Here is a 21,099-nt window from a genome sequence, read left to right on the forward strand (position 1 = left end):
GCGGGCGGTTGGAACAAGGCGTAGGCGAAAAAAAACCGGCCGCCTGGGCGACCGGTTTTGCGTGCAGCCTTAAGGTGTCACAGTTTCATGTGCAGCGGCAACCAGGTTGCGATACCGGGTACGAAGTACAGCAAGAGCACCGCCATGGCCATCAGCAGGAACATGGGCATTGAAGCGCGCGCAATATAGGGCAACTCGCGACCGCTCATGCCGGACAGCACGAACAGGTTGAAGCCCACCGGCGGCGTGATCTGTGCCATTTCCACCACGAAGACGATGAAGATGCCGAACCAGATCAGGTCAATGCCGGCTGCTTGCACGGTCGGCAGCAGCACGCCCATGGTCAGCACCACGATCGAAATGCCGTCCAGAAAGCAACCCAGCACGATGAAGAACACCATCAGCGCCATGATCAGGCCAAACTGCGACAAGCCCAGCCCGCCGATCCATTCGGCCAGCGCGCGCGGCAGGCCGATATAGCCCATCGCCAGCGTCAGGAACTGCGCGCCCGCCAGAATCAGCGCAATCATGCAATACAGGCGGGTAGCGCCCAAGAGCGATTGCATGAAGGTCGACCGGTTCAACGAACCCTGCAGCGCCGACAGGATCAACGCGCCCACCACGCCCACCGCCGCCGCTTCCGTGGCAGTGGCGATGCCGCTGTAGATGGAACCCAGCACCGCGCCGATCAGCACCATGACCGGAATCAGGTGCCGCGACTGCGACAGTTTCTGCATGAACGGCATGCCGGGATCCGCTGCCGGCACCTGCTTGGGATTGCGTATTGCCCACCAGCCGATATAGCCCATGAACAGTACGGCCAGCAGAAGGCCCGGCAGAATCCCCGCGATGAACAGCTTGGCGATCGACACGTCGGCCGCCACGCCATACACGATCATGATGATCGAAGGCGGAATCAACAGGCCCAGCGTGCCCGCGCCCGACAGCGTGCCCAGGATCTTGTCCTCGGGGTAGCCACGGCGCTTCAGCTCGGGAATGGTCATCTTGCCGACGGTGGCGCAGGTAGCGGCAGACGAGCCCGACACGGCGGCAAAAATCGCGCAACCGATCACGTTCGTGTGCAACAGCCGGCCCGGCAAGCGGTTCAGCCACGGCGCCAAGCCCCTGAACAGGTCTTCGGACAGCCGCGTGCGAAACAGGATCTCGCCCATCCACAGAAACAAGGGCAGGGCGGTCAGCGTCCAGCTGGACGACGCGCCCCAGATGGTGACGGCCATGGCGTCGCCCGCGGGGCGGCTGGAGAAAATCTCCATGCCGATCCAGGCCGTGCCGGCCAGCGTCAGGCCGACCCAGACCCCGCAGCCCAACAGCGCGAAGATCGAAACGACCAATAGGGTAATGACAAGAAGTTCATTCATGGGATTGCTGCGAAGTAGCGGCGGCCACGCCGCGTGAGCGACGGATCAACTCGTCGACAAGGGCGACCAGGAACAACACCGTGCCCACCGCCATGCTGATCTGCGGAATCCAGAGCGGCGTGGCGTCGTTGGAGGTGGAGATGTCGTTGTACAGCCAGGAGTCGTACGTCAGCTTGATGCTGAAGAACGCAAAGGCCGACGCCAGCAGCGAGCCGACGGCCAGCGCAAAAATATCCAGTCGGCGGCTGCCGGCAGGCGCCAAGGAATTCAGCAACAGCGTCACACGGATGTGTTCGCCGTGCTTGAACGTGCTGGCCAAGGCCAGAAAACCCGCCGCGGCCATGAAGTAGCCTGCATACGCATCGGTGCCCGGAATGTTCAAGCCGAGCTGGCGGGCGATGATCGCCGCCAGCACCGACGCCAGGACGCCTATCGTGCACAAGCCGGCCAACAGGCCGGCCGCGCCGTAAAGACCATCTAAAAAGCGGCGCATGGAAATATCACTGCTTCTTGTAGGTGTCGATCATGGTTTTGCCGTCCGCGCCGGCCTTCTTCAGCCAGTCATCCAGCATGCGCTTGCCAATCACCGACAGGCCTTCCTTCAGCTCGACGGTGGGCTGGATGGTTTCCATGCCGTTCTTGGCCAGCTGTTCCTGATACCACTTGTTCTTTTCTTGCGACAGCTTCCAGCCGCGTGCTTCGGCATCCGCGCCGGCCTTCTTCAAGGCTTCCTGCGAGGCCGGGTCCAGTGCGTCAAACGCCTTCTTGTTCACGATGATGGCGTTCTTGGGCAACCAGGCCTGCGTGTCGTAGAACTTCTTGATGTACTCGTAGGTCTTGGTGTCGTAGCCGGTGGAGGCCGACGACATGTAGGAATCGATCACGCCGGTGGCCAGCGCTTGCGCCAGTTCAGCCTGCTGCACCGTGACGGGTTGCGCGCCCACCAGTTCAGCGATCTTGGCCGTGACCGGGCTGTACGCGCGCCACTTCAGGCCCTTCATGTCGCTGATCTGCTTGATTTCCTTGTTGGCGAAGATGCCTTGGGGCGGCCACGCCACGGCGTACAGCAGCATCATGCCTTGCGACTCAAGCTTCTTTTCCAGGAAGGGCTTTTGCGCCTGGTACAGCTTGAACGAAGCGTCGTAGCCGGTGGCCAGGAAGGGCAGGCCGTCCAGTTCGTAGATCGGGTCTTCGTTGGCGAAGTTGGTCAGCAGGATTTCGCCGATCTGCGCCTGGTTGCCTTGCACGGCGCGCTTGATTTCCGGCGCCTTGTACAGCGAGGCATTGTTGTGCAGCTGGATCTTCAGCTTGCCTTGCGACAGCGTATCCACTTCCTTGATGAAGCTGGTCAGGTTTTCAACGTGGAAGTTGCTGGCCGGGTAGGCACTGGGCAAATCCCACTTGGTTTCGGCCTGTGCGCCGGCGCTGAATGCCAGGATGATGCTGCCGGCCAGCATTGAGATTTTCTTGTACATGGATGGTCCTTCTGTGCGAATGGTGAAGACGGGTTGTGCCCGATAGGCATTCTTGAAAGAGACTGCTGCGCGGATGGTGCGCGGCCTAAAAGCCGTGCCATTCTATGGCGCTGCGCGGCACCATCGCGCGAAAAAAACGCCGGTTTACGGGTTAATCCTAGGCTTGGGCGTGCCAGTTCGTTGAAGGTTAAATCGTTGTGCACGCCGTGGACACCTCGCATTCATGCCCCCGTTTTTCTTCTAAGATTGCGGCTGTGTATGCAAGCTGCAGAGGCCCCTTGTGAATTTCGTTTTCCGCCGAGATGAGTTGCTGGTTGAAGAAGCGTCCAGCTTGTTGCCGGATCTGGCATTGTGCGAACGCATCGGCCTGGCCCTGCCGGCCTTGCAGCCGATCTGGACCACGCCCGATTCGCCGTATCGGACGATGCACGTGGACCCCGCGCTGGAGGCGCCCGAAGGCTATGCCTTCAAGAAGCTGCGGTCGCTGTTCGGCGTGCTGGACGACGAGCGCATGGCGCTGGCGGGCCGCGCCTACCAGATCGCCGAATGGGCGCGCACGCACCGGTTCTGCGGCGCCTGCGGGACCCCCGCCGAGCGCGTGGCGCACGAATTCTGTTTGCGTTGCCCGTCCTGTGGCTTTTCAGCCTACCCGCGCATATCGCCGGCCATGATGGTGCTGATCCGCAAGGGCGACAGCATCCTGCTGGCGCGGCACACTACCACCGCTACGTCCCGCTACACCGCGCTGGCGGGGTTCGTGGAACCGGGCGAGAGCATCGAAGAGACCGTGCACCGCGAGGTCTACGAGGAAGTCGGCCTGAAGGTCGGCAACCTGCAGTACTTCGGCAGCCAACCCTGGCCCTTTCCGCATTCCCTGATGGTGGCGTTTACCGCCGACTACGTCTCGGGCGACATCCGCGTGCAGGAAGACGAAATCGCCGATGCGCGCTGGTTCGGCCCGGGCGACCCCATGCCCGACATCGCGCCGCGCATTTCGATTGCGGGCTGGCTCATCCGCGCCAATCTGCCCATGGGCTGGGCCGCGCCCTAAGCACATCAAGCCGCCTCCGGCGGCATTTCCACTTGCACAACGCTAGGGGTATTCCCTTGAAATGGCCGCTTTTGGCCGTTTGGTTCTTATTTTTTATGGATGAAATGCCCATAAATTATTAGTATTTCGACCAGATAAACTTGGTTCGAGCGTTTCATGAGCTCCACGTTGATAGCCTCGTCGGCCCACCTTGCCGGCGGCAGCGCGCCCGATCTGTCCGAAGTTGAATTCGGCCTGATGATCGCCAGCCATGCCTTTGACCGCTGGACCGTGCGCTGCATGGCGGCGGCCGGGCTGCCCGACCTGACGCCTACCGACGTGATGGTGTTCCACCATGTCTACCACCGGCAACGCGCCAAGAAGCTGGCCGACATCTGCTTCACGCTCAACGTCGAAGACACCCACATCGTCAGCTACGCGCTGAAGAAGCTGGAGCGCCTGGGCGTTGTCAAGGGCGAACGCAGCAGCAAGGAAGTGTTCTACAGCGTCACGCCGGACGGCGCGGCCATTCTCAAACGCTACGGCGAGATCCGCGAACAATGCCTGACCGCCGGCCTGGACGGGCCAGGCGGAGGCGGGCTGGATTTCAGCCGCCAACTGGCGCACGCCTTGCGCTCGCTATCGGGCCTGTACGACCAGGCCGCACGGGCGGCAACCTCACTCTGAATCTGTTCGGGCATGGCCCGGCACACCGCAACCCGACCGCGGCGGCACGCGCCGTGGCCGTTTGTTTTCAAGGATCACGCATGAAGAAGTGGCAATTCTGGATCGATCGTGGGGGCACCTTTACCGACATCGTGGCGCGCCGCCCCGATGGCACGACCACCACCGCAAAGATGCTGTCGGAAAACCCCGAGCAGTATCGCGACGCGGCTGTAGCCGGGATCCGCAAGCTGCTGGGCGTGGCGCCCGGCCAGCCCGTGCCGGTCGAGCAGGTCGAGTGCGTGAAGATGGGCACCACCGTCGCCACCAACGCCTTGCTGGAACGCAAGGGCGAGCGCACGCTGCTGGTCACGACGCGCGGGTTTCGCGATGCGCTGCGCATTGCGTATCAGAACCGGCCGCGGCTGTTCGACCGCAACGTCGTGCTGCCCGAAATGCTCTATGAATCCGTTGTGGAAGCCGACGAGCGCGTGGCCGCTGATGGCGAAGTCATCCGCGATCTGGACGAAGCCGGCCTGCGCGCCGGCATGCAGGCCGCCTACGACAGCGGCATCCGCGCGGTGGCCATCGTGTTCATGCACGCCTGGCACGCTACCGGCCATGAACAGCGCGCGGCCCGCATCGCCCGCGAAGTCGGCTTCACGCAAGTGTCGGCCTCGCACGAAGTCAGCCCGCTGATCAAGTTCGTATCGCGCGGCGACACCACGGTGGTTGACGCCTATCTGTCGCCGATCTTGAAGCGCTACGTGGATCAGGTGGCGGGCGAACTGCCGGGCATCCGCCTGATGTTCATGCAATCCAGCGGCGGCCTGACCGACGCGCACCGCTTCCGAGGCAAGGACGCCATTCTGTCCGGCCCGGCCGGTGGCATCGTCGGCATGGTGCGCACCAGCGAAATCGCCGGCTTCCCCAAGGTCATCGGTTTTGACATGGGCGGCACGTCCACCGACGTGTCGCACTACGCGGGCGAGTTCGAACGGGAATTTGAAACCCAGGTGGCAGGCGTGCGCATGCGCGCGCCCATGATGAGCATTCACACCGTGGCGGCGGGCGGCGGGTCCATCCTGCATTTCGACGGCGCGCGCCTGCGCGTCGGCCCGGATTCGGCGGGCGCCAACCCCGGGCCCGCTTGCTACCGCCGGGGCGGCCCGCTGGCCGTGACGGACTGCAACGTGCTGTTGGGCAAGATCCAGCCGGACTTTTTCCCCAACGTGTTTGGCCCCGAGGCCAACGAAGCCCTGGACCGCGACGCCGTGGTTGCGCGCTTCACGGCCATGGCGGACGAAGTGCGCGCCGCCACCGGCCGCGAGATGACGCCCGAGCAACTGGCCGAGGGCTTCCTGGAAATTGCGGTCGGCAACATGGCGGAGGCCATCAAGCGCATCTCGGTACAGCGCGGCCACGACGTAACGGAATATGCCCTGACCGTGTTCGGCGGCGCGGGCGGGCAGCATGCCTGCCTGGTGGCCGATGCGCTGGGCATGACAACGGTGTTTGCGCATCCGCTGGGCGGCGTGCTCTCGGCCTATGGCATGGGCCTGGCCGACCAGACCGACATGCGCCAGAAGACGGTTGAAAAGGTGCTGGACGCCAGCCTGATGGGCGAGCTGAAAGACGAGCTGGATGTGCTGGCCGAGCAAGCGGTGGGCGAGCTGCGCCGTCAGCATGTGCCGGAAGGCGACATCAGCGTGCAGCGTCGCCTGCATTTGAAATATCGGGGCACCGATACGGCGCTGGAAGTTGCCTTTTCCACCTTGGAGCAGGCGCGTGGCGATTTTGAAGCCGCCTATCGGCAGCGTTATTCCTTCCTGATGCCCAATCGCGAGCTCGTGGTTGAGACCATTTCGGTGGAAGCCACCGGTGGCGGTGAGCGCGTTGGCGAAGCGTCGGTGTCGCGTACCCGGGATGGCGCCTTGGCGGCCCGCCGCGTGGTCAGCATGTACAGCGCGGGCGAATGGCGCGACACGCCGTTGTATGTGCGTGAAGACATGGCGGGCGGCGACGTGGTGGCGGGTCCCGCCATCATCTCCGAGCCCAATCAGACGACCGTGGTGGAACCCGGCTGGCAAGCCGAACTGACGGCGCAGGACCATTTTGTGATCCGGCGCGTCGAGGCGCGTGCGGACCGGCGTCGCATTGGCACGCAGGCGGATCCGGTCATGCTGGAGGTGTTCAACAACCTCTTCATGTCGATTGCCGAACAGATGGGCTATCGCCTGCAGAACACGGCGTACTCCGTCAACATCAAGGAACGCCTGGATTTCTCGTGCGCCATTTTTGATTCGCAAGCCCGCCTGATCGCCAACGCGCCGCATATGCCGGTGCATCTGGGGTCTATGGGCGAATCGGTCCGCACGGTCATGAACGCCAACGCCGGCCGCATGATGCCGGGCGACGCCTATGTGGTGAACGATCCGTACCACGGTGGCACGCACTTGCCGGACGTCACGGTCATTACGCCGGTGTTCGATCATGCCGGTCGCGAAATCCTGTTCTACGTCGGCTCGCGTGGGCACCACGCGGATATCGGCGGCACGACGCCGGGATCCATGCCGCCCGATTCCAAAACGGTGGAAGACGAGGGCGTGCTCTTTACCAATTTCCAGTTGGTGAAGAACGGCGAATTCCGCGAGGAAGCCGCGCGCGAGATCCTGGGCTCGGGCCGCTGGCCCGCGCGCAATCCGGATCAGAATATCGCCGACATGCACGCGCAGATCGCCGCCAACGAGAAAGGCGTGCAGGAACTGCTGCGCATGTGCGACCACTTCGGCCTGGACGTCGTGCGCGCCTATATGGGCCACGTGCAGGACAACGCTGAAGAAGCGGTGCGCCGCGTGATCTCGGTGCTGAAGGACGGCAGCTACGAATACCCGCTGGACAACGGCGCGGTGATACGCGTGGCGGTGAAGGTGGATACGCAGGCGCGTAGTGCAGTGGTCGATTTCACCGGTACGTCGCCGCAGTTGGACAACAACTTCAACGCGCCTGGTGCGATTGCCGTGGCCGCGGTGCTGTATGTGTTCCGCACGATGGTCAACGACGACATCCCGCTGAACGACGGCTGCCTGGCGCCGTTGTCGATCATCCTGCCGGAAGGTTCGATGTTGCGGCCCAACCCGCCGGCGTCGGTGGTGGCGGGCAACGTGGAAACGTCCATGTGCATCGTCAACGCGCTGTATGGCGCGTTGGGTGTGCTGGCCGCCAGCCAGGGCACGATGAATAACTTCACCTTCGGCAACGCGCGCCATCAGTATTACGAGACCATCTCGGGCGGCACGGGTGCGGGCCCGGTACGCATCGACGCGGCTGGACCGCATGATGAAGGCTTTGCCGGCACGTCGGTGGTGCAGGCGCACATGACCAATTCACGCTTGACGGACCCCGAGGTGCTTGAGTTCCGCTTCCCCGTGCGGCTGGAGTCCTACGAAATCCGCAAGGGGTCAGGCGGCGCGGGCCGTTACCCGGGCGGCGAGGGCGGCGTGCGCCGCATCCGCTTCCTGGAAGACATGACGGCAGCCATCCTGTCCAACAACCGCCGCTTTGCGCCGTTCGGCCTGGCCGGCGGGCAGCCGGGCGCAATGGGCCGAAACTCGATTGAGCGCGTCGATGGCACCATCGAGGAACTCGGCCCGCAAGACAGCGCCCAATTGCAGCCGGGCGACGTGTTCGTGGTTGAAACCCCCGGGGGTGGTGGCTACGGCAAGGCGTGATGATGGTATCGCCTTGGTGCACAAAATAGGCAGGTCGTAGGATGGGTGAAGCGCGCGAACTCCGGGGGCAAGAACCCCGACGTACAACGCGCGCAACCCATCATGCAACGGTGGACGTGTGGCAAATTCAGCCATGGCTCAACCACCGCTTGATGGGTTACGCGCGTTCAGCGTTAATTTCCTGTTCCAGGACGGTGCGCGCTACACCCATCCTACGATCCTGCTATTCCGGGTCCGACATGACATCCAACGCAATGTCCGCCATCTTTCTGCGGTCATAGACTCGCAACGTGACCTCGTCATCGCGGATTTCAAACATCGCGGTCGCCAGCGTATTTTCACCATCTGGGTCGGCGGCATCGGTGCGCAATATCGGCAGGGCGCCCAACGTGTCGTGCAGCGCGGCCAGCATGTCCGCGCTGCCCGTTTCCGGCGACCAGCCATCCACGATGCCCTCAATCCGGTTTTGTCGGTTGCGCGATGATTCCGTAATCACTTGCGGTTGGTCGCGCGCCTTGGCGTGAACCATGTGGTTGGCATGGCCGTAGCGCGTGCCGATGTCCATGATGGACGTCGAACCCGGCGCCACCTCGGCGCTGATCAGACGGGGGGCGGTGGCACTGCCCAGCAGATGGTGAAAGCCGCCAGCATGCGGCAGGTCGCGAAGCAGGGCGACGGCCTCATCCAGCGTGGAGCAGTCCAGCACCGCGCGCGCCAGAAACATGCGCGGCACGCCCGGCTGGCGCAGTCGGGTGCGCAGGTTATTGATGGTTTGCACCAGGCCGGCCCGGTTGGCGCCGAAGGTGTGGCCTGGCAATGACCCCGGGTAATAGAAGCTGACAAAGCCGGGCGCGTCGTCCAAGGCCACATCAACCAACTGGCAGCGCCCGTACAGGTAGGGGTCGCCGTCTTCGTTATGGCCGATCCAGCGTGTGCCGTCCGCGCCTTTCAGTGCGACGGACGTGCAGCCGTCAGTGGTGCTATGCAGCAAGTCACCCCGGCAATTCCAAAGCAGCACGTCTTTCACAGGCATGCGCAGGCCGTCGGCCAGCCCTTCAAGTTCTTCCCATAGCGTCGGCAACACCGCCTGGATCTGTTGCGCCAGTTCGTCCACATAGGGATGGCCACGCCAGCGGCGCAGCGCTTCCCAGGTGCTGCTTTGATTCAGGTACACCGACATCAGCGGGCGTGCCAACTTGCCCAGCGCTTGACCGACTTCGCGCCGGTTTCCGGCAATGCGTACATATTTGTAGGGCATGGGGATTCTCCGGGGTGTCGTGTGGATTGTAATTTTTCTAAGCTCTGCCGGGTGGGGACGCATGCGTTAAGATCGCCGATAAGCGGTGCCGGTGACCCCGGAGCCGCCAAGGAATCATGCCCCTACAACAACCCGGGGAGCCGACGGTCCCCACGAGGAGAGTTTCATGATCAAACGTAAAGTTGCCGCCGCCTTGGTCGGCCTGTCCGTGGCCATGTTCGGCGCTGTATCCGGCGCCCAAGCCCAGGGCAGGGAATTGGTGGTGGCCACCGACACCGCTTTCGTGCCGTTCGAGTTCAAGCAGGGTAATACCTATGTGGGCTTTGATGTGGATCTCTGGGCAGCCATCGCCAAGGAACTGAACTTGAAGTACAAGCTTCAGCCCATGGATTTCAACGGCATCATCCCGGGCCTGCAAACCAAGAACATCGATGCCGCGCTGGCGGGCATCACGATCCGGGACGACCGCAAGAAGGTCATCGACTTCTCGGACCCCTACTACGAAAGCGGCCTGGCCATTCTGGTCAGCGACAAGAACACCGATATCAAAGACGCCAAGTCCCTCTCCGGCAAGACCGTTGCCGTCAAGACCGGCACTGCCACCGTTGATTTCCTGAAGTCCCAGGTGCCGGACGCCAAGCTCAAGCTGTTTCCCAACATCGACAACGCGTATCTGGAACTGGCCACGGGCCGCGTGGACGCCGCCGTGCACGACACGCCCAACGTGCAGTACTACGCCAACACGGCAGGCAAGGGCCGCGTGAAGGTGATCGGTTCGGTCAAGAGCGGTGACTTCTACGGCATCGCCTTCCCCAAGGGCAGTGAATTGGTCCCGCAGGTGAACAAGGCCTTGGCCACGCTGAAAGCCAACGGCCAGTACGATGCCATCTATGAAAAGTGGTTCGGCAAGAAGCCGTAAGCGCTGGGCATAGCCTTGCTTTCCGCGCCGCTTCGCCGTGAAGTCAGCGGGGCGGCGCCGCGATGATGCGGCGCCCGAAGGCGCCCTGGGGGGACTACCGTGGAATTTGACTGGGCTGTAATTCAAGACGCGATACCCAATCTGCTTGAGGGTACGCTGATGACCATCAAGATCACGTTCTGGGGCTTGGTCGGCGGGTTCTTGCTGGGGGCGTTGTCTGGCGTGACCCGGGCTTACGGCCACCCCGTCCTGTCGGCGATCGCGCAAGTCTATGTGGCGGTGATTCGCGGCACGCCGATCGTTGTGCAGGTGATGTTCATCTACTTCGCCTTGCCGCTGCTGGCCAATATCCGGGTGGATGCCGAATGGGCGGCCATCGTCACCCTGATCATCAACTCGGGCGCCTACATCTCGGAAATCGTGCGGGGAGCGCTGCTGTCCGTGCACAAGGGGCTGAAGGAAGCGGGGCAGGCGATGGGCTTGCCGTTCCACAAGATCTTGTTCCACATCATCGGGCCGGTGGCGTTTCGCCGCATGATCCCGCCGCTGGGCAACCAGTGCATCATCAGCTTGAAGGATTCATCACTGTTCATCGTGATCGGCGTGGCCGAACTGACGCGTCAGGGCCAGGAGATCATGGCCAGTAATTTCCGTGCTGTTGAAATATGGTCCGCGGTCGCGATCGTCTACCTGATCCTGACCGGCTTGATGGCGCTGAGCCTGCACCTGGTGGAAAGAAGGATGCGCATATTATGAGCATGGTCGAATTCCATAACGTCACCAAGAACTTCGGCGAATCCATGGTGTTGGACGATATTTCGCTGAACATCGACGCGGGTGAGGTCGTGGTGGTGGTGGGTCCGTCGGGTTCCGGCAAGTCCACGTTCCTGCGATGCATCAATGTGCTGGAAACCATCAACGGCGGAGATCTGCTGGTGGATGGCTTAAGCGTCAAGGGCGATACGGCGCAGGTGCGCGAGATCCGCCGAGAAGCCGGCATGGTGTTCCAGCAATTCAATCTGTTCCCGCAGATGACCGCGCTGGAAAACGTCATGTTCGGCCCCGTGCATACGCGCGGCCAGCCGCGCGGCGAAGCACGCGAGCTGGCCGAGGCATTGCTGGACAAGGTGGGCCTTGCTGAGCGCATGCATCACTATCCGGCGGAGCTGTCCGGCGGCCAGCAACAGCGCGTGGCCATTGCCCGCGCCCTGGCCATCAAGCCCAAGCTGATGCTGTTCGATGAGCCCACCTCGGCGCTCGACCCTGAACTGCGTCACGAAGTGCTGAAGGTGATGCGGGACCTGGCGGAAGAGGGCATGACGATGGTGGTCGTGACCCACGAAATGGAATTCGCGCGCAAGGTGGGTAGCCGGCTTCTCTTCATCGACGCGGGAAAAATCGCGCACGATGGGCCACCGACTGAATTACTGAGCAACCCGCCCAGCCAGCGTTTGAAGGATTTCCTGCAGCACGTTACCTGAGGCGCCATTCATTCATGGCGTAAAAAAACCAGCATGCTGCTGGTTTTTTTACGCTTGCGTCGGGTCGTGAAGAAATGGCGTCAGCCTTTCACCCGGACAATCTTCTGCACCTGCGGCACGTGTCGAATGGCGCGGATGACCTGGGCCAGGTGTTTGCGGCTGTCGACCTGAATGGTCAGGTGCAACGACACCGTGGACACCGCATCGTCGTGCATCGTCACGTGCATGATGTTGGCGTCAGCGGCGGTAACTTCCGCCGCGAGCCGGCCCAGCACGCCGCGCTCGTTGCGGGTGATGATGTCCAGACGCGTGGCCAGGTGCTTGGCCGTGTGGGCATCCCAGGCCACGTTGATCCAGCGCTCGGGTTCGCGCAGGCGTTGGCGCATGGCGACCGGGCAGTCGGCGGTGTGCACCACCAGCCCATGGCCCATGCGCATGCCCGCCACAATCGGATCGCCCGGCAGTGGACCGCAGCACGGCGCCAACTGCACGGCCTGGCCTTCGTTGCCCTGGATCAGGATGGGGGCGCTGCGCGCGGAAGTCAGCTCGTCCACGGCCGCTGCCGTGGTGGCGACCAATTGGTGTTCGGGCGCAAACCGGCGTGCAACCACTGCCGCCAGGCGCTTGCCCAAGCCGATATCGGCCAGGATTTCTTCACGCGAACTGGCGCCGGTGCTGCGCGCCAATTTCTGCCAGGCGGGGTCATCGGTGGCCGGCATCGGCATGTGCAATTCCTGCAAGGCCTGGCTGAGCAAGCGTTCGCCGAACGCCACCGATTCTTCGTACTTGACGGTGCGCAGGTAATGCCGGATTTCGGAGCGTGCGCGGCCGGTGCGTACGTAATTGAGCCACTGTGCGTTGGGGCGCGAGGCGGGCGACGTCACGATTTCCACTGTGTCGCCGCTGTTGAGCTCGGTGCGCAGCGGAACGAACTCGCCATTTACCTTGGCCGCCACGGCCTGGTTGCCGATGTCGGTATGGATGGCGTAGGCGAAGTCCACGGGCGTGGCGCCGCGTGGCAGCGAAATGATCTTGCCGCGCGGGGTGAACACGTAGACGGCATCCGGGAACAGGTCAACCTTGACGTGTTCCAGGAATTCACCGGAATCACCCGTCTGGCTTTGAATGTCCAGCAGCGATTGCAACCATTGATGGGTGCGCTTTTGCAGGTCGTTCAGCGTCAGGTCGGCGCCCTTGTACAGCCAGTGCGAGGCCACGCCTTCTTCGGCCACGTGATGCATGTCGCGTGTGCGGAACTGGAATTCCACAGGTGTGCCGTAGGGGCCGACCAGCGTGGTGTGCAAGGACTGATAGCCGTTCACTTTCGGAATGGCGATGTAGTCCTTGAACTTGCCAGGTACGGGCCGATAAAGCTGGTGCAGCGTGCCCAGCGCCAGATAGCACTCGGGCAGGGTATGCACGATGACGCGAAAGCCGTAAATGTCGAGCACGTCGGAAAACGATTTTTTCTGGTCCACCATCTTGCGGTAGATGCCATAAAGCGTTTTCTCGCGGCCCGTGACTTCGGCTTCGATGCCGGCGGCAGGCAGCGACGCCCGCACCGAATCTGCAATCTTGGTGATGACTTCGCGGCGGTTGCCGCGCGCGGCCAGCACGGCCTTGTACAGCACCTGGTAGCGGTTGGGGTACATGGCCGCGAAGCACAGATCCTGCAGTTCTCGGAACAGCAGGTTCAGGCCAAGACGATGTGCAATGGGCGCGTAGATGTCCAGCGTTTCGCGCGCGATACGTCGGCGTTTCTCGGGGTTGACCGCGTCCAGTGTGCGCATGTTGTGCAGGCGGTCGGCCAGCTTGATGAGAATGACGCGCACGTCGCGCGCCATCGCCAGCAGCATCTTGCGGAAACTTTCAGCCTGCTGTTCTGCCTTCGTGGCGAAGTCCAGACGGTCGAGCTTGGACAGGCCGTCAACCAGCTCGGCGACTTCAGGACCAAAGCGTTCGGCGAGCTCGTGCTTGGCGATGCCTTGGTCTTCCATCACGTCATGCAGCAGAGCGGCCGACAACGCGTTGACGTCGAGCTTCCAGCCTGCGCAGATTTCAGTGACGGCGATGGGGTGCGAGATGTAGGGCGAACCGCTGGCGCGGAATTGGCCCAGGTGCGCCTGATCCGCGAAGCGATAGGCTTCGCGCACACGTTCTACATCTTTGGGATCGAGATAGCTGCCGATGATTTCGGTCAGCGGCGCCAGCGAAGCAACCGGCGAAGCGGTCGCGTCCGCCGCTTCTTGTGCAGCGACAGACGGTGGCGTAGCGAGGTTCTTGCTTTTCTTACCCGTGCGGCGCCCAAGACGGGAGCCGGCACGTAGCGCGGCAAGCAGACCAGATGAAGCGTACTTCAGCCCGGGAAAAGCCATACTTGCCGCCCCCCGGAGAGTATCAGGTGGGAACTTTACGCAGCATTTCCACGCCGGTTAGGCCGCCTGCGATTTCGCGCAGCGCAGTGACCGTGGGCTTGTCTTTGCTGTCCAGGCGCGGGGCATGGCCTTGCGCCAACTCGCGGGCGCGATACGTCGCGGCCAGCGTGAGCTTGAAACGGTTGGGGATTTGATTCAGACAGTCTTCGACGGTAATGCGAGCCATTAGGACACCTGGTGCTGATGGATTATTGGAGAGAATGCAGTCGGCTCAGTGCTCGGCGGGAATGCCAAGTTGCGAGAACAACTGAGCGTGCCGGGCGGCCTGAGACGAAAAACGCAGCCGCGCGGCGCTGACTATTTGTATCAGTTCCGACAAGGCTACGCTAAATTCTTGATTAATAATAACATATTCGCATTCTGGCGCGTGGGCGATTTCACCGCCCGCGGCCATCAGCCGCCGCGCGATGACTTGCGGCGCGTCCTGGCCGCGCGCCTTCAAGCGGTTTTCCAGTTCATCGATCGACGGCGGCAGCACGAAAATGCCGATTGCGCCCGGAAACCGCTGTTTTACCTGGCGAGCGCCTTGCCAATCGATTTCCAGCAGGACGTCGCGCCCTTCGCGCGTAGCGGTGTCGATACGGTCGCGCGGCGTGCCGTAGAAATTGCCGTGCACTTCCGCCCACTCCAGCAGGTTCTGCGCGTCGCGCATCTGCCTGAAATCGTCAGATGACACAAAGCGGTATTCGCGGCCGTCTTCTTCACCAGGCCGGGGCGCGCGCGTGGTGCAAGAAATGGAAAGTTCGATGGAAGGGTCTTGCTGGAGCAAGGCCTTCACCAGGCTGGATTTGCCCGCGCCGCTAGGGGCGACGACCATGAAGACGTTTCCGGGATTGGCGTGCATGAAATAGGACCGGCGAGTGATGCTAAGACCGGGAGTCTAGCAAATCACGCGGCGCGGCAGGGGAAAACCCGATGCCGCGCCGCGTGTTTTTTCAGGGTCTGCGAATGGTGTGGCTCGACCTGTGGGTTTGGTATCGGCCCTTAACCCGCCGGTTGGGTATTCGCCTGAATCAACGTGCCGCCCGCCGGTGAGGCGTCGCTGCCCAGCAAATGGCCATTGACCTCGACCCCGTACAAGGAATCCTCCGAGTCGTGATATTTGGCGCGCGTCGCCGCGACGGATTCCGTATAGCGCGGGTCTTGCGGGCGTTCATGCGCATTCATGAAGTAGGCCACGTCCCAGGCCTCCTGGTCGCTCAACATGCCGGCCTGGCCCAGCGGCATGTTGGCCTTGATGAAGCCGGCCGCGTTGCCGATCTGGTGCATGCCGGCGCCCCAATTGAACGAGTCCGCGCCCCACAAGGCGGGAAACACCCAGTGCTTGCCATTCTTCTGGCCCTGGCCTTCGGCGCCGTGGCATACGGCGCAGTACTGCGCATAGACCTTGCTGCCGCGCACGTAGTCGGCTTTCTGGGCGGGTGGGGGCAGTTTGCGATAGCCCTGGCCTTCCAGCACCACGCCCGTTGGCGCTTTGCTGGCTAGCCAGAACATATAGGTTTGCAAGGCGGTCAGCGTGGGGTCGTCGGCCGCCGGCGCCTTGCCGTTCATGCTGAAACGAAAGCAGCCCTGCAGGCGCTCGGCCAGCGTATTGACGTGTGCGTTCTTGGCGCGATAGGCCGGATAGAGCACATAGGCCGCCCACATTGGCGCGGAATCCGGCCTGCGTCCGGCATCCAAATGGCAACTGGCGCAATTCAGGTTGTTGCCCACGAACTTCCCCGCCAGTTGCGGCGTGTGCAGGAAGATCTGTTCGCCCTGGCGCACGACCTTGCCAAATTCGGTGTCAGGCAACGAGGCGGCGGAAGGTGGCGTGAAGGCGGGTTTGGCGTCTGCCGCGTATGTGGCAGAGGCCGTACAGAACAAGGCCAGCAGGGATAACAGCGCGGCGGCAAACCCGCCCGTGGACGTGGCGCGGAACATGGAATCGGGCTTCATTGCTTGTTCCCCTGGTTGGCGGGCGATTGCTTGGCGAGCAGCTCCGCGGCGGCGGGCAGGCCGGCGTAATAGGCCGAGACGGCGTCGATTTCGGCGTCCGTCAAACGGGTGGCCACGGCGGGCATCAAACCCAGTGGGCCGGGCGGCCGCTGCCCTTGCTGCCACGCGCGCAACTGGCCGGCGATATAGGCGGCTGGCTGGCCCGCCAGGCTGGGGAAGTTTTCGCCTACCCCGATGCCGCCCGGGCCATGGCACTGATTACAGGCGGGCACGTTCTTATCCCAGGCGCCGCGTGTGGCCAGCCAGGCGCCGGTGTCGGTTGGCTTGACGGGGTGCATGGCCGTCGCGGCGAGGTGGTCAGTGTTCAGTGGGGAGGGCAGCCCGGCGTAGTAGCGGGCCACGGCGTCTTGTTGGGCGGGGCTCAGGGCCTTGGCGGTCGCGGCCATGATGGGGCTGACGCGCGAGCCGTTGGCCATGGCTTCCAGTTGTTCAGCCAGGTACTTGGCGCCGATACCCGCCAGTTGCGGAAAGCCCGCGGCGGGGTTGCCTTCGCCGCGGGCGCCGTGACAGGTAATACAGGCCGGGGCGCCGTTCGCGCCTTGCATGCTGATTTGCTTGCCGTCAGGTTCGGCCTGTGCCTGCGCAGCCGTTGCGCATACCAGACCTGCCAGCAGCGTGGCGCTAAAGGACCGTGGGGTCATGGGTGCCTGCTCCAAAGCTTGTTATTGGATTTGGGTAATAAGCTAATTTCTACAAATTATATAAAGACTTGTGACATATCAGTGCGCGCTTCGCGACTAAGACGGCATTTTCCTTAAGGCGGCACTTTCTCGCTTCTTCTGCTTGCACGTCACCGCAGCGCATTGTGTCCGCATTGGAAACTTTGCTTGCAGCTTCGCAAGAATGATTGCGGTAGCATCTCGCCGATTGATAACAAGGAGAATTCGATGCATGCGAACGAGATCGAACCGCCGCGCGTAGCCCTGGTAACCGGCGCAGGGACAGGAATTGGACGCGCGGTAGCACTGGAATTTTTGGCTCAAGGCTACCGGGTTGTGCTGGCGGGGCGTCGACGCGACCCGCTTGAAGCCACCCGTACCGCAGCCGGTGAAGATGGTGTGCGTGCCCTGGTGGTGCCCACCGATGTCTCGGACGAGCACGCTGTGCGTGATCTATTCGACACTGCGCAGCGGGAGTATGGCCGCCTGGATGTGCTGTTCAATAATGCGGGCCGTGGCGCACCGGCCATGCCCATTGAAGAACTGCCCGTGTCGGTATGGCGCGAAGTTGTCGATACCAACCTGACCGGCATGTTCCTGTGCGCGCAAGCCGCGATCCGTGTGATGAAGGCGCAGTCCCCGCAAGGCGGCCGCATCATCAACAACGGGTCTATCTCGGCACATGCGCCGCGTCCGTTCTCCATTGCCTACACGGCAACCAAACACGCGGTGACGGGCCTGACCAAATCCATTTCGCTGGATTGCCGCCCCTATGGCATTGCCTGCGGGCAGATCGACATCGGTAACGCCGCCACCGACATGACCGAGCGCATGGCGGCCGGCATCCTCCAGGCCGACGGCAGCACCAAGGTCGAGCCGCGCATGGACGTGGCGCACGTGGCGCAAGCCGTCGCCGCCATGGCGCGCCTGCCCTTGGATGCCAATGTGCAGTTCATGACCATCATGGCTACGAACATGCCCTTCGTGGGCCGGGGCTGAATGCACGAAGCCTGCCGGCTATTGCCTGGCAGGCTTCGATGCTTCTGACATGCTAGGCGCCCAGCAGGCGCCTTTTTTTTCGCGCCGGTTCGCCGGCCCCAAAATGCCTTAACGCCAGGCCTTAACGCGAGGCTTGTGCCAGCATCTGGCCCTGCGTGGTGTCCAGATAGCGCCGCGCGCCAACGTAACGCTTGGTCCAGTAGGGATTCGTCATTTCGTCGACGCGCACCTTGGTGCCGCGTCGGGGCGCGTGGACGAATTTGTTCTGGCCGATGTAGATGCCTACGTGCGACGTTACGCCACGCCCCCGAGTGGCAAAAAAGACCAGGTCGCCAGGACGCAGTGCCTTCTTGTTGGACACGGACTTCCCTTCGCTGCGCTGGGCGCGGGCGGTGCGGGGAAGTTCAAGCCCGGCGATTTCTCGGTAGACATACAGCACCAACCCGCTGCAGTCGAAGCCTTCGGCATCGTCGCCACCCCAGCTGTACGGGGTGCCGATGGCGTCCAGGCCCGCTTGCACGACACGTTCACGCAAGGTGGGCACGGTGGGCTCTTGCGCCAGGCGCAGGCCGTTGAGCGTCGGGCGGGCTTGCTCGGTGGGCAGGGAGGCCTGGGCGGCGCCTGGTATCCACGAGAGGGTCAGGGCAAGAAGGGGGGCAGACAGGAAAACGGGAATGCGGAAATCGGCAATTCGGACTTTTCGCGTAGGCGGCGTCATTACGTCACTTCAGAAATCGGAGTAGGCGGCATGGCTTTGCCTGGAGGGGGCAAGCCGGCGGAAAGGGGCGGCTTCGGGACGCAAAAGGCCCGGAAGCTGTTGAATTATAGTGGAATAAAGTTTCATTACATTTGTAGTGCAATGCAGCAATATCGGGGCAAATCCGTTACGCCCTCCCGGGAGAACGACGTAACGGTTGCAGCATTTTGGACTTCAAACACCGCGGTTCAGTAAGCCGCGTCTTAGAAGCTGCCGCGCAAGCCCACCATGACGGCACGCCCCCCTTCGGGCGCCACATCGCGCAGTACCGATGTGGCGTAGCGGATGTCCTGATTGGTCAGGTTCAGGCCGCGTAGGTAAGCCTCCCATTGCACGCCGGTGGTCTTGAAGCGATACCCGGCATTGGCGTCCAGGCTGTAATACCCGGCGGTAGACGTGTCGTTGGCCGGGTGGTCGTGCTGGGCAAAGGCTTTGGACACGCTCACCCCGGCGCTGTAGGGCCCGTAGCCGTAGTCCAGCGCCACGCGCAGGCGCAGCGGCGGAATGCGTGGCAGCGAACGCCCGGTATCGCGGTTGCGCGAGAGGGTGTAGTCGCCAGATAAGCCCAGGTCCAGCGTATGGCCGTCACGCTGCAACACCCGCGTCACGTTTTCGGCTTCCAGGCCGTACAGGCGGGCGGGTACGCCTTGGTAGCGCGCCTCGGGCAACGCGTCGTCGCCGCCGGCCGCGACCACGCCACCGTCGTCGTTGCGATAGCGACCGGTGTTGGTTTCCGCCAGATAGTTGGCAAAGCTGCTGTAGAACACGCCGATGCTGCCGTGGTCGGCATCGTTCTTGTAGCGCAGCGCCAGGTCGCCCGACCAGGCGCGTTCCTTGCCCAGGTTCTGGTCGCCGACCAGGTATTGGCCGGTGGCCGCGTGGGGGCCGTTGGCGTAGAGCTCGTAGAAGGTGGGCGCGCGCTCGGTGTAGGCGCCGTTGGCGGCGACCGACCAGCGGCTGTCCAGCTTGTAGATGCCGCCCACCGAGAAGCTGCCGGCGTTGAAGTCGCGGCGCGAGGAACCGTCAAAACGGTCGTTGCCGCCCGCCGTCGGCTTCAACTGCGTGTGATCGATACGAGCGCCGGCCGACAGCGTGAACCGGTCGGTCAGGTCCCATTCCTCCAGCGCAAAGAGCGCGGCGGAATCGGTGTCGGTGGTGGGCACCAAGGCTTCATCGCCCAGCGCCGAGAAGCGCGTTTGTCCGAACTGCAGACCCAACACGCCGTGCAGCGGGCCGATGTCGGCATGGCGCGCCTCGATTCGCGCCTCATAGCCCCGGTTCTTGAACACCGTGCCGGTTTCGCCGTCTTCCACTTCCTTGTGCTGGTAGTCGGTGTAGGCGAAGTTGAGCTTGATGCTTTTGAATGGCCCGTCCAGGTTGCGCAGTTCGCCCGCCGCGCCGAAGCGCTCTTGGTGCATCTTGATCCGCACGTCCTCTTCGGCGACCGACCCATAGTTGGCGTCGTAACCGCTGTAGGACAGGCCTGCGTAGCCATGGTCGCTCGTCCATGACATGCCTAAAGCGCCTCCGCTGGCCTCGCCGTCGCTATTGGGCAGGCGGCCGCGCGCTTGATCAGTATCCGGCCCGTCTGCCGCGCGTTGCTGCGCCGTGCGCGCATAGCCCGGAATACGCAGCGTGTCGGTCTTGCGTCCGAATACATCGGCGTGGATGGCAAAGGTGCCGTCGCCGCCTTCCAGTTGCACGGCGCCGTTGCGGTCATTGTTGGCGCCGCCGTAGCTGCCGCCCACTTCGCCATGAACGCCGTCGATGGGCTCGGTGGGAATGCGGTTGTCCACGGTGTTGACCACGCCGCCGATCGCGTTGCCGCCGTAGAGCAGGGCGGCGGGGCCGCGCAACACCTCCACCCGGTTCATCGACAGCGGGTCCTGCGGCACGGCGTGGTCGAACGATAGTGACGACGCATCCAGCATGCCGACGCCATTGTTCAACAGGCGGATCCGGTCACCGTCCAATCCGCGAATGATCGGCCGACCCACCATGGGGCCGTAACTGGTGGTGGATACGCCGGGTAGCCCGTTCAACGTTTCGCCCAGATTCGAGGCGCGGCGCAACGCCAGACCCTGGCCTTCAAGCACGCTGGCGGGCGTGGTCAGCGCGTCGCTGCCCAGCGGATTGGCGGTAATGACGACTGGCGCCAGCGTTGCGGCGTCGGATGGGGTTTGCGCCTGCACGGCAGCGGGAAAGGCGTAGGGCAACGCAGCCAGGCAGGCCAGCGTCAACGGGCGCATGGCAACGGCGCGCAGCGCGGCACGCGCCCCGGCGGGGTATGTCGGGAGACTCATGGTGACAATCCA

18 protein-coding genes are annotated in these 21,099 nt (G+C 63.1%); 7 read left to right on the forward strand and 11 right to left on the reverse strand.

Annotated features, from left to right (window positions below):
* Positions 1–77: 77 nt before the first annotated feature.
* The 3 genes from WBR68_RS19890 to WBR68_RS19900 are packed head-to-tail and all read right to left on the reverse strand — an operon-like array spanning position 78 to position 2,854.
* Positions 78–1,379 carry a TRAP transporter large permease gene (locus WBR68_RS19890; RefSeq protein ID WP_050446907.1) on the reverse strand — a complete coding sequence of 434 codons (1,302 nt, stop codon included), beginning with the start codon at positions 1,377–1,379 and terminating at the stop codon, positions 78–80.
* Complete coding sequence (locus WBR68_RS19895) at positions 1,372–1,872, reverse strand: TRAP transporter small permease (RefSeq protein WP_050446906.1); 501 nt, start codon at positions 1,870–1,872, stop codon at positions 1,372–1,374. The genes WBR68_RS19890 and WBR68_RS19895 overlap by 8 nt, the downstream gene beginning before the upstream one ends.
* A 7-nt stretch (positions 1,873–1,879) precedes the next feature.
* Positions 1,880–2,854, reverse strand: a complete 975-nt coding sequence (locus WBR68_RS19900) for a TRAP transporter substrate-binding protein (protein ID WP_050446905.1) — start codon at positions 2,852–2,854, stop codon at positions 1,880–1,882.
* A 280-nt stretch (positions 2,855–3,134) separates the two neighbouring features.
* On the opposite strand from WBR68_RS19900, the gene nudC reads away from it, so the two are divergent.
* The 3 genes from nudC (at position 3,135) to WBR68_RS19915 (ending at position 8,278) form a co-directional block, all read left to right on the forward strand.
* Entirely contained in the window at positions 3,135–3,905 is a 771-nt protein-coding gene (gene nudC, locus WBR68_RS19905) for an NAD(+) diphosphatase (RefSeq protein WP_050446903.1), read from the forward strand.
* A 156-nt stretch (positions 3,906–4,061) separates the two neighbouring features.
* Positions 4,062–4,571, forward strand: a complete 510-nt coding sequence (locus tag WBR68_RS19910) for a winged helix DNA-binding protein (RefSeq protein WP_050446902.1) — start codon at positions 4,062–4,064, stop codon at positions 4,569–4,571.
* Between the two features lie 80 nt (positions 4,572–4,651).
* The gene (locus tag WBR68_RS19915) at positions 4,652–8,278 is read left to right on the forward strand and encodes a hydantoinase B/oxoprolinase family protein (RefSeq protein ID WP_230695051.1); all 3,627 of its coding nucleotides are present in this window, start codon (positions 4,652–4,654) and stop codon (positions 8,276–8,278) included.
* Between the two features lie 223 nt (positions 8,279–8,501).
* On the opposite strand, the gene WBR68_RS19920 is transcribed toward WBR68_RS19915, so the two are convergent.
* Positions 8,502–9,536: a C45 family autoproteolytic acyltransferase/hydolase gene (locus WBR68_RS19920; protein WP_230695052.1), complete on the reverse strand. Its 1,035-nt coding sequence runs from the start codon at positions 9,534–9,536 to the stop codon at positions 8,502–8,504.
* 166 nt (positions 9,537–9,702) lie between these two features.
* Here WBR68_RS19920 and glnH point away from each other — a divergent pair, with 166 nt between their 5' ends.
* From glnH to glnQ, 3 genes are all read left to right on the forward strand, one after another.
* Entirely contained in the window at positions 9,703–10,455 is a 753-nt protein-coding gene (gene glnH / locus WBR68_RS19925; protein ID WP_050446899.1) for a glutamine ABC transporter substrate-binding protein GlnH, read from the forward strand.
* Positions 10,456–10,554: 99 nt separating this feature from the next.
* Complete coding sequence (glnP, locus tag WBR68_RS19930) at positions 10,555–11,211, forward strand: glutamine ABC transporter permease GlnP (RefSeq protein ID WP_050446898.1); 657 nt, start codon at positions 10,555–10,557, stop codon at positions 11,209–11,211.
* Entirely contained in the window at positions 11,208–11,936 is a 729-nt protein-coding gene (glnQ, locus tag WBR68_RS19935) for a glutamine ABC transporter ATP-binding protein GlnQ (protein ID WP_230695053.1), read from the forward strand. Before glnP ends, glnQ begins: the two co-directional genes overlap by 4 nt.
* Positions 11,937–12,016: 80 nt before the next feature.
* Here the strand turns inward: glnQ and WBR68_RS19940 are convergent, their stop codons facing one another.
* The 5 genes from WBR68_RS19940 to WBR68_RS19960 form a co-directional block, all read right to left on the reverse strand.
* Positions 12,017–14,311 (reverse strand): RelA/SpoT family protein, encoded by a 2,295-nt coding sequence (locus WBR68_RS19940; RefSeq protein WP_100855892.1) that lies wholly within the window; start codon positions 14,309–14,311, stop codon positions 12,017–12,019.
* A 22-nt stretch (positions 14,312–14,333) separates the two neighbouring features.
* The gene (rpoZ, locus tag WBR68_RS19945) at positions 14,334–14,537 is read right to left on the reverse strand and encodes a DNA-directed RNA polymerase subunit omega (protein WP_006219679.1); all 204 of its coding nucleotides are present in this window, start codon (positions 14,535–14,537) and stop codon (positions 14,334–14,336) included.
* 45 nt (positions 14,538–14,582) lie between these two features.
* On the reverse strand, positions 14,583–15,215 hold the full coding sequence (gmk, locus tag WBR68_RS19950; RefSeq protein WP_083447372.1) for a guanylate kinase: 633 nt from the start codon (positions 15,213–15,215) through the stop codon (positions 14,583–14,585).
* A gap of 140 nt (positions 15,216–15,355) precedes the next feature.
* A complete protein-coding gene (locus tag WBR68_RS19955) occupies positions 15,356–16,309 on the reverse strand; it encodes a c-type cytochrome (RefSeq protein WP_050446892.1) in 954 nt (317 codons plus the stop codon).
* Positions 16,306–17,010: a c-type cytochrome gene (locus tag WBR68_RS19960; protein WP_230695054.1), complete on the reverse strand. Its 705-nt coding sequence runs from the start codon at positions 17,008–17,010 to the stop codon at positions 16,306–16,308. Before WBR68_RS19960 ends, WBR68_RS19955 begins: the two co-directional genes overlap by 4 nt.
* A gap of 246 nt (positions 17,011–17,256) precedes the next feature.
* Here WBR68_RS19960 and WBR68_RS19965 point away from each other — a divergent pair, with 246 nt between their 5' ends.
* Positions 17,257–18,027, forward strand: a complete 771-nt coding sequence (locus WBR68_RS19965; protein WP_050446890.1) for an SDR family oxidoreductase — start codon at positions 17,257–17,259, stop codon at positions 18,025–18,027.
* A 121-nt stretch (positions 18,028–18,148) separates the two neighbouring features.
* On the opposite strand, the gene WBR68_RS19970 is transcribed toward WBR68_RS19965, so the two are convergent.
* On the reverse strand, positions 18,149–18,745 hold the full coding sequence (locus tag WBR68_RS19970; RefSeq protein ID WP_050446889.1) for a C40 family peptidase: 597 nt from the start codon (positions 18,743–18,745) through the stop codon (positions 18,149–18,151).
* Positions 18,746–18,987: 242 nt separating this feature from the next.
* Positions 18,988–21,087, reverse strand: a complete 2,100-nt coding sequence (locus WBR68_RS19975; RefSeq protein ID WP_083447371.1) for a TonB-dependent receptor — start codon at positions 21,085–21,087, stop codon at positions 18,988–18,990.
* Positions 21,088–21,099 lie beyond the last annotated feature (12 nt).

Origin of the sequence: Achromobacter sp. JD-1, assembly GCF_038594925.1 — a bacterium.
Classification (GTDB): domain Bacteria; phylum Pseudomonadota; class Gammaproteobacteria; order Burkholderiales; family Burkholderiaceae_B; genus Achromobacter; species Achromobacter spanius_C.